This window comes from Tardiphaga sp. 42S5 (assembly GCF_034044155.1).
Taxonomy (GTDB): Bacteria; Pseudomonadota; Alphaproteobacteria; order Rhizobiales; family Xanthobacteraceae; genus Tardiphaga; species Tardiphaga robiniae.
Genome location: NZ_CP139027.1, coordinates 4,667,592 through 4,681,460, shown reverse-complemented (window position 1 = coordinate 4,681,460; position 13,869 = coordinate 4,667,592). Strand labels below are relative to the sequence as shown.

Annotated in this window: 18 protein-coding genes; 10 read left to right on the top strand and 8 right to left on the bottom strand. The window is 60.9% G+C overall.

The features are described from left to right. Positions 1-147: 147 nt before the first annotated feature. From SFY93_RS21885 to SFY93_RS21875, 3 genes are all read left to right on the top strand, one after another. Positions 148-597 (top strand): hypothetical protein, encoded by a 450-nt coding sequence (locus tag SFY93_RS21885; RefSeq protein WP_320444588.1) that lies wholly within the window; start codon positions 148-150, stop codon positions 595-597. After that, positions 590-1,819, top strand: coding sequence for an HlyD family secretion protein (locus tag SFY93_RS21880; protein WP_320444587.1), 1,230 nt, complete (start codon positions 590-592; stop codon positions 1,817-1,819). Before SFY93_RS21885 ends, SFY93_RS21880 begins: the two co-directional genes overlap by 8 nt. Before the next feature lie 112 nt (positions 1,820-1,931). After that, positions 1,932-2,603, top strand: a complete 672-nt coding sequence (locus SFY93_RS21875; protein ID WP_320444586.1) for a carboxymuconolactone decarboxylase family protein — start codon at positions 1,932-1,934, stop codon at positions 2,601-2,603. Positions 2,604-2,612: 9 nt separating this feature from the next. Here the strand turns inward: SFY93_RS21875 and SFY93_RS21870 are convergent, their stop codons facing one another. Continuing rightward, positions 2,613-3,071 (bottom strand): DUF4260 domain-containing protein, encoded by a 459-nt coding sequence (locus tag SFY93_RS21870; RefSeq protein ID WP_320444585.1) that lies wholly within the window; start codon positions 3,069-3,071, stop codon positions 2,613-2,615. 178 nt (positions 3,072-3,249) lie between these two features. Here SFY93_RS21870 and SFY93_RS21865 point away from each other — a divergent pair, with 178 nt between their 5' ends. The 4 genes from SFY93_RS21865 (at position 3,250) to SFY93_RS21850 (ending at position 7,086) form a co-directional block, all read left to right on the top strand. Then, positions 3,250-4,782, top strand: a complete 1,533-nt coding sequence (locus SFY93_RS21865; protein WP_309945196.1) for an acyl-CoA carboxylase subunit beta — start codon at positions 3,250-3,252, stop codon at positions 4,780-4,782. Positions 4,783-4,788: 6 nt separating this feature from the next. Then, on the top strand, positions 4,789-5,808 hold the full coding sequence (locus SFY93_RS21860; protein ID WP_320444584.1) for a GTP pyrophosphokinase: 1,020 nt from the start codon (positions 4,789-4,791) through the stop codon (positions 5,806-5,808). 171 nt (positions 5,809-5,979) lie between these two features. Beyond that, positions 5,980-6,675 carry an alpha/beta hydrolase gene (locus tag SFY93_RS21855; protein WP_320444583.1) on the top strand — a complete coding sequence of 232 codons (696 nt, stop codon included), beginning with the start codon at positions 5,980-5,982 and terminating at the stop codon, positions 6,673-6,675. 99 nt (positions 6,676-6,774) lie between these two features. Next, entirely contained in the window at positions 6,775-7,086 is a 312-nt protein-coding gene (locus tag SFY93_RS21850) for a hypothetical protein (protein WP_175368434.1), read from the top strand. Positions 7,087-7,109: 23 nt separating this feature from the next. Here the strand turns inward: SFY93_RS21850 and SFY93_RS21845 are convergent, their stop codons facing one another. Beyond that, positions 7,110-7,379 carry a hypothetical protein gene (locus SFY93_RS21845; protein WP_139285956.1) on the bottom strand — a complete coding sequence of 90 codons (270 nt, stop codon included), beginning with the start codon at positions 7,377-7,379 and terminating at the stop codon, positions 7,110-7,112. A gap of 122 nt (positions 7,380-7,501) precedes the next feature. Between SFY93_RS21845 and SFY93_RS21840 the strand changes: the two genes are divergently transcribed. Then, positions 7,502-8,134, top strand: coding sequence for a trimeric intracellular cation channel family protein (locus SFY93_RS21840; protein WP_184517825.1), 633 nt, complete (start codon positions 7,502-7,504; stop codon positions 8,132-8,134). Positions 8,135-8,143: 9 nt separating this feature from the next. Here the strand turns inward: SFY93_RS21840 and SFY93_RS21835 are convergent, their stop codons facing one another. The 4 genes from SFY93_RS21835 to SFY93_RS21820 form a co-directional block, all read right to left on the bottom strand. Further along, on the bottom strand, positions 8,144-9,388 hold the full coding sequence (locus SFY93_RS21835; RefSeq protein WP_320444582.1) for a glycerophosphodiester phosphodiesterase family protein: 1,245 nt from the start codon (positions 9,386-9,388) through the stop codon (positions 8,144-8,146). A gap of 120 nt (positions 9,389-9,508) precedes the next feature. Continuing rightward, on the bottom strand, positions 9,509-9,769 hold the full coding sequence (locus SFY93_RS21830) for a GCG_CRPN prefix-to-repeats domain-containing protein (RefSeq protein WP_320444581.1): 261 nt from the start codon (positions 9,767-9,769) through the stop codon (positions 9,509-9,511). Positions 9,770-9,956: 187 nt separating this feature from the next. After that, complete coding sequence (locus tag SFY93_RS21825; protein WP_320444580.1) at positions 9,957-10,964, bottom strand: alpha/beta fold hydrolase; 1,008 nt, start codon at positions 10,962-10,964, stop codon at positions 9,957-9,959. 70 nt (positions 10,965-11,034) lie between these two features. Next, positions 11,035-11,748, bottom strand: a complete 714-nt coding sequence (locus SFY93_RS21820; protein WP_320444579.1) for an ArsR/SmtB family transcription factor — start codon at positions 11,746-11,748, stop codon at positions 11,035-11,037. 70 nt (positions 11,749-11,818) lie between these two features. Here SFY93_RS21820 and SFY93_RS21815 point away from each other — a divergent pair, with 70 nt between their 5' ends. Further along, on the top strand, positions 11,819-12,127 hold the full coding sequence (locus SFY93_RS21815) for an NIPSNAP family protein (protein ID WP_309945212.1): 309 nt from the start codon (positions 11,819-11,821) through the stop codon (positions 12,125-12,127). Positions 12,128-12,187: 60 nt separating this feature from the next. Here the strand turns inward: SFY93_RS21815 and SFY93_RS21810 are convergent, their stop codons facing one another. After that, on the bottom strand, positions 12,188-12,649 hold the full coding sequence (locus tag SFY93_RS21810; protein WP_320444578.1) for a hypothetical protein: 462 nt from the start codon (positions 12,647-12,649) through the stop codon (positions 12,188-12,190). 95 nt (positions 12,650-12,744) lie between these two features. Between SFY93_RS21810 and SFY93_RS21805 the strand changes: the two genes are divergently transcribed. Further along, complete coding sequence (locus SFY93_RS21805) at positions 12,745-13,533, top strand: formyltransferase family protein (RefSeq protein ID WP_320444577.1); 789 nt, start codon at positions 12,745-12,747, stop codon at positions 13,531-13,533. On the opposite strand, the gene SFY93_RS21800 is transcribed toward SFY93_RS21805, so the two are convergent. Further along, positions 13,530-13,781, bottom strand: coding sequence for a hypothetical protein (locus SFY93_RS21800; protein ID WP_320444576.1), 252 nt, complete (start codon positions 13,779-13,781; stop codon positions 13,530-13,532). The two genes, SFY93_RS21805 and SFY93_RS21800, sit on opposite strands and share 4 nt — an antisense overlap. Positions 13,782-13,869 lie beyond the last annotated feature (88 nt).

The following is a 13,869-nucleotide window of genomic DNA, read 5'->3' as shown; positions in this document are numbered from 1 at the left end:
CCCTCAGTCCGCCCAGTATGAATGTAGATTTGTTGCAGCGCGTTTCCTATCGCGCACAAGCTCATGCTTGCCAAGTTCCAGCTTTGTGCAACTATGAAACCCGGGAGAGGCTAGTGCTCGCCTGACACTGTTGGAATGGGGAATCACGTGAGTGAGACGCTGCATCCGAACGCTCCGCATCATCTGCCTGGCTTCATTACCGCTCCCGGTGAGACTGATACGCTCATGGTTGTGGTCGGAATCGTTCTGATCGGCTCCATCATGATGGTCGGCAATCTGTATCTGCGCCTGCACAGCATGCCGGAGCGGATGGCGCACAAGTCGCAGAAGCTGCAGTTTGAAATCGTGGCCGTGTTGGGTTTGATCGCGTTGTTCACCCACAACCATCTGTTCTGGATAATCGGGCTGTTGCTGGCGATGATCGATCTGCCGGATTTCAGCACGCCGCTGCGCAGTATCGCAGGATCGGTGCGAAAGATTGCCGACGGCGATGCTACCAGCGAAACCACCGAGCTGTCCGGTGAACCACCACCGCTCCCTGTCACGGCAGAAACATCGAGCCGTCCCGGCGAAGCCGGAGGGCACGGTCATGCTTGAGCTTCTCCTCTGCTCGCTGCTGACGGTTTTTCCGGATTATCTCTATCGTCGCTATGGACAAGGCAAGCGCCTCGGGCGGGAGATCACGTTCTATTCGGTGTGGTTCGAACTCAGATGGGGAATCACGGCCTGCGTCATGCTGACTGTCGCTCTGATCACCGTCATCTTCTATTTTCATCCATCGACGACAAGTGCGACCTTGTTCTATCGGACCGTGCCGATCCTGCCCGAGATCAATGGCCGGGTGGCGGAGGTGCACGTCCAGTTCAGTGCCCCGGTCAGGAAAGGTGACGTGATCTTCCGGCTCGATAACGCCAAGCAGGAAGCGTCGATGGAGACCGCGCGGCGCAAGATTGCCGAGGTCGATGCGGCCATGCTGGCGGCGCAGGCCGATATTCTGAAGGCCGAAGGACAAGCGCAGGAGGCCAAGGGTTCCTATCAGCAGACCTCGGACGAACTCGATACCAAGCGTGAGCTGCAGAAGCGCAATCCCGGCATGGTGCCGCAACGTGATATCGAGAAACTCGAGGTGCTGCTGAACGGCCGCCAGGGGGCGCTTGATGCAGCCATGGCCGCGCGACAATCCGCGATGACGCGTATCTCCGCGCTGCTGCCGGCGGAGAAGGCCAGCGCGCAGGCGGCACTCGCGGAGGCGCAAGTCGATCTCGACAAGACGTTCATTCGCGCAGGCGTGGACGGGCGCGTCGAGCAGTTCACGCTTCGCGTTGGCGATGTCGTCAATCCCGTCATGCGATCGGCGGGCATTCTCATTCCGGAGAATGCGGGCCGCGTGCTCTCTGCAGGATTTGGGCAAATCGAAGCGCAGGTGATGAAGGTGGGCATGGTTGCCGAGGCGACCTGTATTTCGAAGCCGTGGACCGTCATCCCGATGGTGGTGACCGGCGTCCAGAACTATATCGCGGCTGGCCAGTTTCGCGGCGGCGAGCAGTTGGTGGAAGCGCAGCAAGTCCGCGCGCCGGGCACCATCCTCACATTCCTGGAGCCAATCTATCAGGGCGGTCTCGACGGCGTGACGCCCGGCAGTAGCTGTATCGTCAATGCCTATACCAGCAATCATGACGCCATCGCCGCGAAGGGGATCGGTTCTTTCAAGTGGCTGGCGCTTCATGCCGTCGATGCCGTTGGGGTCGTCCACGCGATGTTGCTGCGGATCCAGGCGTTGTTGCTTCCTGTCAAGACGCTGGTGATGAGCGGTCACTGAGCTCCGCGCGGTCTGCGGGGCGAGGCGATCGTTCTGGGACGCTCCGGAACTGGCGCTCTCATGCCCGTTGAACTAGCCTTCGTGAACAAGAAAAAAGCTCACGGAGGAAATCATGAAGTCCCCATCGCTCTGGATGTCGTCCATCGGACTGTCGTCGCTCGCGCTTGCAGCGGCCAGCGGCTGGTTTGCCGCCACCATGTTTGCCCAGCCTGCCACCAGCAAGGAGCCGCGTTTTCCGCAACTCACCATGGATCAGCTCGACGCCAGGCAGAAGCCGCTCGGCGAGCAGGTGATGAAGGTCTCAAGCGTGGGGCTCGCCGGTCCCTATAATCCGATGATGCGCAGCCCGGTGCTCGGGCAAAAGCTGTTCGATCTGTTTGCGTATCTGCGCTGGGACACGTCCGTTCCCGTCAAGCTCAACGAATTCGCGATCATCATCATCGGCCGGCAATGGCGCTCGCAGGTCGAATGGTTCGCGCATGCGCCGCTGGCGCAGAAGGCCGGGCTGTCGCCCGACATCATCGCCGATCTCAAGGCCAACAAGCGGCCCGCGAACATGGCCGAGGATGAGGCGACGGTCTACGACTTCGTCACCGAGCTCACGACCACGCACAAGGTCTCCGACGAGACTTTCACCCGCGCCAAGAAGATCTTCAACGATCAGCAGATCGTCGATCTCACGGCCGTGGCCGGCAATTATGTGATGGTGGCGATGTTACTGGCGATGGCCGAGGAGAGCACACCGCCCGGCAAGGAGGCGCCGTTCAAGCCCGGCGAGCCGTGAGGCCGCGCGTCAGGCAGCCTTGATCGGGTTGCCGGTGGTCGGGTTTTCCGCCGTGGCCGGTGCGGTCGCATCCCTGCCGATGCGGCCGAGATGCGTGAAGCGGAAACCGGCATCGTATTTGAGGCCGTAGCCAAGCGCGCGGTCGAAGCCGATATGGGCGAACCAGACCAGTGCGATCGAACCGGCGATTGGCTCGGCGGTCGCGATACCGGCCAGCGCGAGCAGCAGCGGCGCGATGGTCGCGTGCACCAGATTATAGACCCCCGCGCCGATCCGCGGGCCCGCCAGATAGGCCAGCATGCTGAGGTCCGGGACGAAGAAAAATAGGGCGTAGATCTGCCAGGGCCCACCCGAGATCCAGTAGAACAGCGTCATTCCGACAAACAGCGCCACGCCTTCCCAGCGCAGCAGGTCACGCACGCCACCCGTGGCTGCGCCACTGTTTTCATTGATCACGATATTGGTCATCCGGCGCTCTCCCTTGTCTGACCCGATATAGGCAGGATCGCCGCCGGCGCCATGCGATTTTGGGGGATTCAACCCTTCCTGATGGGCGTTTCCACCGCCGAAAACCCCATGCTAGAACCTCGCCCAAACCCTGCGGTCGCCGCGGGCGATAACACGTGACATTGACGGGCTGGAGCACATGAAAGACATCCTGGACACCCTCGAAGCGCGGCGTGCAGGCGCCAAACTGGGCGGTGGCGAGACGCGCATCGAGTCGCAGCACAGCAAGGGCAAGCTGACCGCCCGCGAGCGCATCGAGCTTTTGCTCGACAAGGGGTCCTTCGAGGAATTCGACATGTTCGTCGAACACCGCTCCGTGGAATTTGGCATGGAAAAGTCCAAGATTCCGGGTGACGGCGTCGTCACCGGCTGGGGCACCGTCAACGGTCGCAAGACCTTCGTCTTCGCCAAGGATTTCACCGTGTTCGGCGGTTCGCTGTCCGAGACCCACGCGCTCAAGATCACCAAGCTGCAGGATATGGCGATGAAGGCGCGGGCGCCGATCATCGGGCTTTATGACGCCGGTGGTGCGCGCATCCAGGAAGGTGTCGCGGCCCTCGCGGGTTACTCCTACGTATTCCGCCGCAACGTCCAGGCGTCCGGCGTGATCCCGCAGATCTCCGTCATCATGGGCCCCTGCGCCGGCGGCGACGTCTATTCGCCGGCCATGACCGACTTCATCTTCATGGTGAAGAACACCAGCTATATGTTCGTCACCGGCCCCGACGTGGTGAAGACCGTGACCAACGAGGTTGTCACCGCCGAAGAACTCGGCGGCGCCAGCGTGCATGCGACGAAATCCTCGATTGCCGACGGCGCCTTCGAGAACGACGTCGAGACGCTGTTGCAGATGCGCCGGCTGATCGACTTCCTGCCGGCCAACAACACCGAAGGCGTGCCGGAATGGCCGAGCTTCGACGACATCGAGCGTACCGACCTGTCGCTGGACACGCTGATCCCCGACAATCCGAACAAGCCCTATGACATGAAGGAGCTGATCCTCAAGGTCGTGGACGAGGGCGATTTCTTCGAGATCGCCGAGACCTTTGCCAAGAACATCGTCACCGGCTTTGGCCGCATCGCCGGTAAGACTGTGGGCTTCGTCGCCAACCAGCCGATGGTGCTGGCCGGCGTGCTCGACAGCGACGCCTCGCGCAAGGCTGCGCGCTTCGTACGCTTCTGTGATGCGTTCAACATTCCGATCGTCACCTTCGTGGACGTGCCGGGTTTCCTGCCGGGCACCGCGCAGGAATATGGTGGCCTCATCAAGCACGGCGCCAAGCTGCTGTTCGCCTACAGCCAGTGCACCGTTCCCCTGGTGACCGTGATCACCCGCAAGGCCTATGGCGGCGCGTTCGACGTGATGGCCTCGAAGGAAATCGGCGCCGACATGAACTATGCTTGGCCGACGGCGCAGATCGCCGTCATGGGCGCCAAGGGCGCGGTGGAGATCATCTTCCGCCAGGACATCGGCGATGCCGACAAGATCGCCGCGCGCACCAAGGAATATGAAGATCGCTTCCTGTCACCCTTCGTCGCCGCCGAGCGCGGCTATATCGACGACGTGATCATGCCGCACTCCACCCGCAAGCGCATCGCCCGCGCGCTGGCGATGCTGAAGGACAAGCATCTGGAAGTGCCGATGAAGAAGCACGACAACATGCCGTTGTGAGGGGCGATGCGCCGAACAGCGAGCGAGTCCAAGAAGATTTCTTCGCCGGACGTTGAATCCGGAAATTCTCGCGTTTTCACCGTTGAAGAGCGTGCAGAAACTACGAAAGAGGTCGCCGCGCAGGAACAGCGCAACGAGGCGCTTCTTCAAGAAGTTGTATTCATTCTGAAATCAAAATTGGATGGCTCCGGTATTAAGATTCATGACATCGAGCATCGGATCAAAAAAGTCGATTCGATCATTGATAAGTGCGAGCGAAAAGGAATTCAGGACCACAATTTGCTTGTCGACATAGTCGGCGCGAGAGTTGTTTGCCTTTTCCGGTCCGACATGTCCCGAGTCGCGGAAGTGTTGAGTTCGAATTTCGATGTCGAGAACGTCGATGATAAGCTTTTGGATCAGGGGCCGCTTGGTTATCAGTCTACTCACTACATTTGCATGCTACCTGGTCGGTACAAGGGGCCGCGATATGAGAAAACTGGTGGCGTAAAATTTGAGATACAGGTTCGAACTTTGTGCATGCATGCTTGGGCAGCTGTTTCACATCACTTGGACTACAAGGGTGATTGGGATGTGCCCGAAGAGCTTAAGAGAGCGCTAAGTGCTTTGGGTGGGCTGTTCTATGTCGCAGACAATGAGTTTGAGCAGTTCTATTCTGCCCGGCTGCAATCGAAACTAGAAGCAGAACAAACGAATGTTGTAATCGAGCAAAAGGAATTGAATCTCGATACGATTATTCCATATCTAAAGCAGCACTTCGCGGATAGAAAGCAACCTACACCGAGTGGTGCATCGAAATTAGTCAAGCAGCTAAAGGGATATGGATACAAGTCCATCCAGGATTTGGAACACATGCTCAATAGAGGCGAAGAAGCATTTGCTGCATATGAGAGATCGAATCCACCTGCATCTGGCAGATTTTACGCGGAGGGTGCGGTGAGGGTAACCGATCGTATCGTAAATCGAAGGCCAGATGGCATCCTAAGCCAGATCAATGAAGTGTTTCATCTAGTGAAGCCCAATTAACTATCGGTATAGTTCGCTACCTGTATAGAATGGCCGCACGGGAGCGCCTCACGATCACAACGGCTTGAAGCTTTATTCAACCTCATTAATCGCCCGTCTCAGAAACTGTTCCTTATGTTTATGGTCGTGCGTAAGCCAAGCCTAACTCTCTACAACGTTGGGAGATGCGTCATGAAATGCCGGTTCTGGGTTAGTTGCTTCGCCTTAGTTGCGACCCTAATCGGGACTGCCGCAATTGCCGACGAAACCGTCACCGTCGGCGGCTCACGCGCCGTGCTCATCAAACCCGCATCGCCGCGCGCGAGCGTGATCCTGATGCCGGGCGGCAGCGGCGCTATCAGTCCGGGCGAGCACGGTGAGATCAACGGGCTGAAGGGCAATCAGCTCGTGCGCACCCGCAGCGCCTATGCCGCGCGTGGGCTTGCGGTGCTGGTGATGGATGCCGGCACCGATCTCTCCAGCGCAGTGCAATACATGGCCGCGATCAAGCGTCCGGTGACGGTGGTGGCCACCAGCCGTGGGACGCAACGTGCCGCCGAAGGCATTGCGCGTGGTGCGCGACCGGATGCGCTGGTGCTGACCTCGGGCTTTCTCAGTGCGGAATCGGGTAGTGGCAGCAATGTGATGTCGATTATCGGCTCGCCCTCGGCATTGCCGCGCACGCTGGTCATCCATCATCGCAATGACGGCTGCAAGTTTACCGCGCCGGCCGGCGTCGATCCCTTCGTCAAATGGTCGGCCGGGCGCGCCCGCGTGGCGTGGCTGAGCGGCGGACGCAACGACGGAGATCCCTGTGAGGCGCGGGGATATCATGGTTTCAACGGCCTCGATGGTCAGGTCGTCGGACTGGCCGCGGGCTTTCGATAACGGCGAGATGCCGAATGTGCGAGTTCCCACGCACATTCAGTTTCCATTCATGCCGCGGGTCCGATCCTGATGCCCTCACGGATATCAGGAGGGATCGCGATGGAACGCCGTCATTTTCTGAAGATCGCCTTCGGCTTTGCCGCGGGCGTCGGCTTGGCCGCTCAGGCCATCACGCAGGCTCAGGCCGCGCCGCTGCTGCCGGCCAATCCGCTCGATAACCACAAACCGGACACAGAACCTCAAGCCGCGGTGGCGTCGCAGGACGACGTCGATCGTCTCCAGCCTGAGCAAGTCCAGTGGCGTCGCCGCGGCTGGCGTCGGCGTCGTTTCTGGGGGTATCGCCGCCGGCATTGGGGCTGGCGTCGCCGTTATCGGGTCCGTCGTCGGTACTGGCGCCGCCGGTACTGGTAGGGCAAGCCCGTTTGTGCTGACGCTCAGTCTCTCCAGGGCGTCAGCGGTTTGGTCTGGCCGGGTTCAATGCCGCTCAGGTGGCGACGCACGTTGTCATAGCTGCGATCGCCGGGGGCAAAGGTCTGCGAGCCGTCAGCCGGCTTGCCGTCCACCGTGCGGGTGAAATGCAGCACCAGGCTGTCATCGGCATTCATGGTGGCGCTGCCGTAATAGGGCATCGACAGCCGCGCGTCCTCCGCCATGGCCGCGCCAGCCATGAGTAGAATGGGGAAAGTGAGAAACAGACGGGTCATGACACCTCCTGCTGTGAGATTGTAATGGAGGCTCAGGAAGATGGCGGGGATTTGTCCGCCGCCGGTCACCGCATGCACGGATTTGTGTTACAGGTCGCCGTCATCCGCTACCAACGAGTCCCATGCCCCATACCGAAGCCCTGCTGTTTCCGCTCGCCATGATCGCGCTCGTCGCCGAGGCGATGACGGCTGCGCTCGCGGCCGGGCGGCGCAAGATGGACTGGCTCGGCGTCGCCATGCTCGGTTGCATCACGGCACTCGGCGGTGGTTCGGTGCGCGACATGCTGCTCGGGCATTATCCGTTGTGGTGGGTGAAGAGCCCTTATCTGCTGCTGCTGACCGGCGGTGCGGCGCTGCTGACCATCGGGCTTGCGCGCGTGGTGCATCGCTTCCACGCGCTGTTTCTGGTGCTCGATGCCATCGGCCTCGTGGTCTTCACCATCATGGGCTGCAACATCGCGCTCGCCATGGATCAGCCGCTGCTGATCGTGGTCGTGGCCGGAATGATCACCGGCTGCGTCGGCGGCGTGCTCCGCGACGTGCTGTGCAACGACGTGCCGCTGCTGTTTCGCGCCGAACTCTATGCGAGCGTCTCGATCGTCACGGGGCTTCTCTATATCGGCGGCATCAAATACGGATTCAGTCCCGATCTGGTGACGCTGGTTGCAGCTGCAACCGGACTGGTGTTCCGCCTGCTGGCAATCCGGCTGAAGCTGGAGATGCCGAAATTCATCTATGACAGCGACGCCAAATAGCGCTCTGCGTCAGCGCAGCCCCATGCAGCTGGCATAGAACGTCGTCGTGGCCGGCCAATCGGAAAAGACACCGCGCACGCCGACATCCTTCGCCAGCACGTCCAGCACCGTCAGCGTGTCGCCGTCGCGGTCGATGGCGGGTTTGACCGAGCGATGGAAGAAGCCCCCGCCGTTTGCGAGCGGCCCGTCGCGCTCCAGCGACCAGGTGATCAGATCGAGCCCGGCGTCGCGCGCCGCTTTGGCATATGGGGAGGGGACGATCTGACCGCTGCCATCGAGCGTCAGCAGCATGTAGATCGGAGGCGCGAGGATTTTCACGCCGGTGGCTTTCAGCTCCGGCATCGACGGTTTCCACGTTTCCGCGCGCATGTGATCGAAACCCGGTGTTTCATAGCGGCCGTCGAGATAGACCGCCTGCGCGCCGAATTCCGGCGCGGTGCGGATCCAGAACTTGATGTCGTTGAGATCGAAGCTCTGGGCAAATACGTCGCCAGGCGGAATGCCGGCGGCACGATATTCGTCGAGCATCTGGGTCGCGTATTTCTCCTGGCTGTAATCGCGGTCGAATGGCATCGGCACTTCCGGCGCCTTCAGCTCGGGCGTGAATTTGGCGCCGAGGCTCTTGATCAGCGCGATGCTCTCCGCATGGGTCATCAACGTGCCCGAGCTCGCATAAAGGTCGGTGCGCCAGCGCGGCGTGCCGTTCTGATATTCCGCAACGGTGGTCGCGGTCGTGTTGGCGGCATCCATCTTCGCCGTGAGCGTCCTGAACTCCGCCAGCGTGATGTCGCTGGTACAGCATTTCGCCGATGCCTTCTTGCCGGTCGCGGGATCGGCGGGGCTGAAGGGTTGTGTGCACTTCGCTGCAAGCGACGGCACCGACAGGATGTTCGTTGTCGTATGCAGGTCGCATTGCGAATGCCGGCAGACCAACTGGCGGTCCTTCGTAAATGTCACGTCGCATTCGATCACGCCGGCGCCCATGCGCGCCGCAGCGAGATAGGACTCGCGGCTGTGCTCGGGGAATTGCAGCGGCGCGCCGCGATGGGCGATGGAAAAATCGCTCTTGCGAAACGCCCCGGTACAGGTGCTCAGCTTTGCCTTCAGCGGGCCGTCTTTCATCTTGTCGACGAGATAGAATGGTCGCGGGCCGAGCTGCGGCTCGGGCAGTGCGATGGTGTCGGCGCGGCCGGTCGTCAGCGATGAGAGGCCGAGCAGCCCGGCCAGTATGAGACGACGCAAGGTGCGCGACATGACGATCTCCAGAATAGCGATGCGCCATTCTGTCATCTTCGTGTGACGGCTGTAACCGGCGCGTGGGCAACAAAAAACCCCGCCATAGGCGGGGTCTTCGTCGTCAGGATTGTGCAGCGATCACCAGCGGCGGATGCAGCGGCCGTAGGGATTGCGGAAAAAGCCGGGGGGGCAGTAACCCGGGCCGCGCGGCGGCGGGCCGCGGAACATCGGGCGGCAACCGCCATAGGGACCACGGGCATAGCCGGGGCCGCAGCCTTGAGCGACCTGGATCACGCCTGCCGTCTCGACTGCGCTGAGCGGTGCCAGGGGCATTGCATTGGCGGCACCAAGGCCTCCGACGCTGACGGCGAACAGAGCCGCAGCAAAGATCGTCTTCATTTGTGTTCTCCCTCGATGGTGCCGCGATGCGGCGCAGAGAATAATGATGGCATCGCATCACCCGCTGCAGGACTCTTACGGGCAAGAAAATTGCTGGGGATCAACGCTGCACAGCACGATTAAGCCGATTCGATCTGAATACAGCATGAATGTTTCGGGATATCCGCGTAGCAGGGCGCGGCGGTTGCTACTTCGCCGCGAGAAATCCCAGCATCAATTCGTTGAATTTGGCCGGTGCATCGAGAAACACGATATGGCCCGCGTCCGGAAGCACCTCGGCCTTCGCGTTCGGCATCTTCGCCGCCAGCGCCTTGGCCAGATCGGCGTTCTGGCCCATCTTTGGCCGCAACGCTTCCGGCGCATTCGGCTTGCCCGGTGCGTTGTGATCGTCGGCGCCCATGATGAACAGGGTCGGCAGGGCGATCAGCGGAATTTCGTGGACCACGGGCTCGCGATAAATGAGCTGCGCCGAACTGACGAAGGCGCGCAGCCAGCGCGGATATTCCGGCGATCCCTTGATGTTGAAACGCGCGTCGATGAAGGGCGTTACCTGGTCGGGCTGCATCTTCAGCGAATAGTTCACCTCAAGCTGCTTTCGGTAACCTTCCGCCGTCAGCTTGTCTTCGTTCTCCAGGATCTTCTCGGTTGGTGTCGGTGGCACATAGAACCGATAGTCCTCAAGCCCGATCGGCGCCGCGAGCAGTAGGTGATCGATACGATCGGGATAAGCGCGGGCAATGCGCACGCTCAACATGCCGCCCAGGGAATGCGCGACGATGTCGAATTTCGCGATCCCGAGGTGATCCATCAGCGCAACAGTGTTGCGGGCAAGGTTGTCGAAATGCAGATCGCCTGATGGCTTCGATGATTTGCCGAAGCCGATCTGGTCGGGGACCACGACGCGGTAACCTGCCTCGTTCAACGTACCGATCACCGGCGCCCAGTAGCTCGATGGAAAATTGCGGCCGTGCAGCAGTATGACGGTTCGACCATTGGGCTTGGTCGATGGCACGTCCATATAGGCCATGCGCAGCTGTTCGCCGTCATTGACCAGCGGCAGCATATTGACGGGGTAGGGATAGGGGAAACCTTCGAGGCCGATGCCGTAGGGCTCGCGTGCCGCAGGAGGCTCAGCCGCTTGCGATGAGGTGAACGGCAGGGTTGCAATCAGCGCAGTGAGCAGCAGGCGGTTCATCGGGGGCTCCGGGAGAAGGAAGGTCCGGCGCGGTTTCGGGCTGCATTGCGGCGAAGGTAAGCCGGCGTCTTCACGTTTTCCGGATGGCGTCGCCGGTGGTGCCGAACAATGCCTCGAAACGCTTCTCACCGCTACGGGTGAAATGCACTACGCGGCTGCCGGGCGAGGGGTCTCTGGCCGCCCATTTCATGGCAGTGAATGAGGTCATGATGGCGGCGCCGAGTGTGCCGGCCAGATGATGGCGCCGCTCGCTCCAGTCGAGGCAGGCCTTGCAGACCGGCCGGCGCGGATGAGTCAGCGTCGCCGGATCGATCCTCAATTCTTCAGCAACGAACCGGCTGCCCTGGGTCGTGAGTTCGATGACCCGCTCGGTCTGCCGGATCAGCTTCTGTGCCCGCATACTGTCGAGCATCTGCACGCCGAGATCGCCGGCGAGATGGTCGTAGCAAATCCGCGCGCGGCGCAATGCGGGTTCTTTCGGCCCGGTGCGAACGCGGAGATGGCCCGCGCGGGCTGCCAGGCCGGCCAGACCTTCCAGCACACCGGCGACATCGGGGCCGGTGAGGCGATAATAGCGATGGCGCCCCTGTTTTTCCGGCTCGATCAAGCCGCCGGCTTCGAGCTTGGAGAGGTGTGAACTCGCGGTCGGTGCCGTAATGCCGGCTTCCTGGGCGAGCTCGCTCGCGGTCAGCGCACGGCCTGTCATCAGCGCCGTGAGCATATTGGCGCGCGCAGGATCGCCAACAAGTGCGGCGACCATGGCGATGTCCGGACCTGCTTTCATACTTCGACGCTAATCGAAGTATCACAGTCGATCAAGCGGCTATATCCAGGCATCTGCAGAGGGAGCCGTCATGACGATCACTGTCTTCATTCGCTATCAGATCGATCCGTTCAAACGCACATTGTTCGAGGCCTATGCCAAGCGCTGGCTGACGATTATTCCCAAATGCGGTGGCGATCTGCAGGGCTATTGGATGCCCCATGAAGGAACGAACAACGTCGCATTCGGCCTGATCTCGTTCCCAAGTCTCGCGGCCTATGAAGCCTATCGCGCCAGACTGCGGAGCGATGAGGAAGGCGTTGCGAATTTCGCGTCGGCCGAAGAGCACCAGTTCATCCTCGCGGAGGAACGCACGTTCCTGCGTCAGGTGACCGTATAGTCCATGCGCAACAAGGCTGCGGGCATCGATGCCCGCAGCCTTATCTGCCCGGTCGCGCCGTTACTTCGGCGCGCCGCCCTTCGTGCTGTCAATCTCGGCGCCGGTCGGAGCCGATTGCGGAGCCTGCGGCCGTGCCGGTGCCGCACCGGTGGTGACGCCGGGCTGGTTGTTGGTGGGCGTCACGTCACGTACGCCGGGAGCCACTGGCGGCTTCGAATAGGAATCCGCGACGTTGTTGGTTGGCGCCGGCGCCTTTGGCGTGCTGTCCTGCGTCGCCGGGGCGGATTGGGATGCGGTCTTCGTCGCGTCGCCCGGATTCATCGATGTATTGTTCAGGCCGTAGAATACGGCGCCGAGCAAGACAACAATGCCAAGTGCATAAATAGCCATGCGGCTGCCGCTCGCTGGCCCTTCCGCGAGTTCAGGATCGGCCTGCAGCTCATTGTCGAGCCGCGCAGGATTGCGGATGTCATCAGCGGGATTTGGACGATACGGATCATTGGGATTGGGAATGTTCGCCATGTCGTGTCCTCCTGTGCGGCAAGACAATCGTCAGATGAGGTGCATGTTCCAGAGATTGTGCCATTCCAGAGCCTCATCCTATGTGGCAATGCAGCGTGATCGGGGCTGCTCATCAGATGTTAAGGCCTGGCTGCGACGCTGAGGCGATTATTGATTCGCAGAAGCGCGTGGCAGCCCGAATGTTCGATACGATTATCCTCCTGACGGGTCCTGCTGAGCACTCGGTCTTTACAACCCTGCTCCGTGGTCACAATCCGGCCCTCACGGTGCTTCCTGTTTTCACTGCTGAAGATCTGGCGGCGATCGAGCCCGACTGGCTGCGCCGAGCGCGGATGATTTCGTTCACCACTGGCGTCATAGTCCCCGGTGCGGTGCTCGATCAGCTTGGCTTTGGCGCCTACAATTTCCATCCCGGTCCGCCGCAATATCCCGGCTGGGCCCCGGCACATTTTGCGCTCTACGATCATGCGACCGACTTCGGCTGCACTGTCCATCGCATGATTGCACGTGTCGATGCCGGACCGATCGTGGATGTCGAGGCGTTCCCAATTCCGGCGGACATCAGTGTCGCGGGTCTGGAAGAGATTGCCTATACGAAGCTGGTCCAGACTTTCTGGCGGATGGCACGCGTCCTGGCCACACAGCCGGTGCCGCTCATCGAGCGGGCGCTGCGCTGGGGCAGCACGCGTCACACGCGTAAGGCCTATGAGCAGATCTGCGATATCCCGGTAAGCATCGAGAAAGACGAATTGCAGCATCGGGTCAAAGTCTTCGGCACCGACCATTTCGGCATCGTACCGACGATCGGTCTGCACGGCTTCCAGTTTCGGGTCGTCGTGCCCGACACTGAAAGCGCTATTGCGGACGAAGCTGTCGAAGCCTAGCGGTTAGCCGCGAAGCTCTGGTGCTGCGCGGGCGGGGTCGCTGACGTGTGCGTCTTGGACACCTTGCCGTTGAATTCATAGAGCAGGAAACTCAGCACCACGAGTAGTCCCACGCCGATGATGGCCTTGGTCGGCTTGTGATCATGCTCTTCGCCGCAATCCGGATGATAAGAACCGTCATTCGTCGACGCCATATCGCTGCCGACGAGTTCAGGCTGCGACGTCCAGGTATTCAGCTTCTGATCCATTTCCGTCCTCCATGCCTGATGTTGTCAGGGTGACCGGACAGCAATGGCCCGTAAAGGCCGATGTTCCGTTTCGGGGGCGCTATTAGCG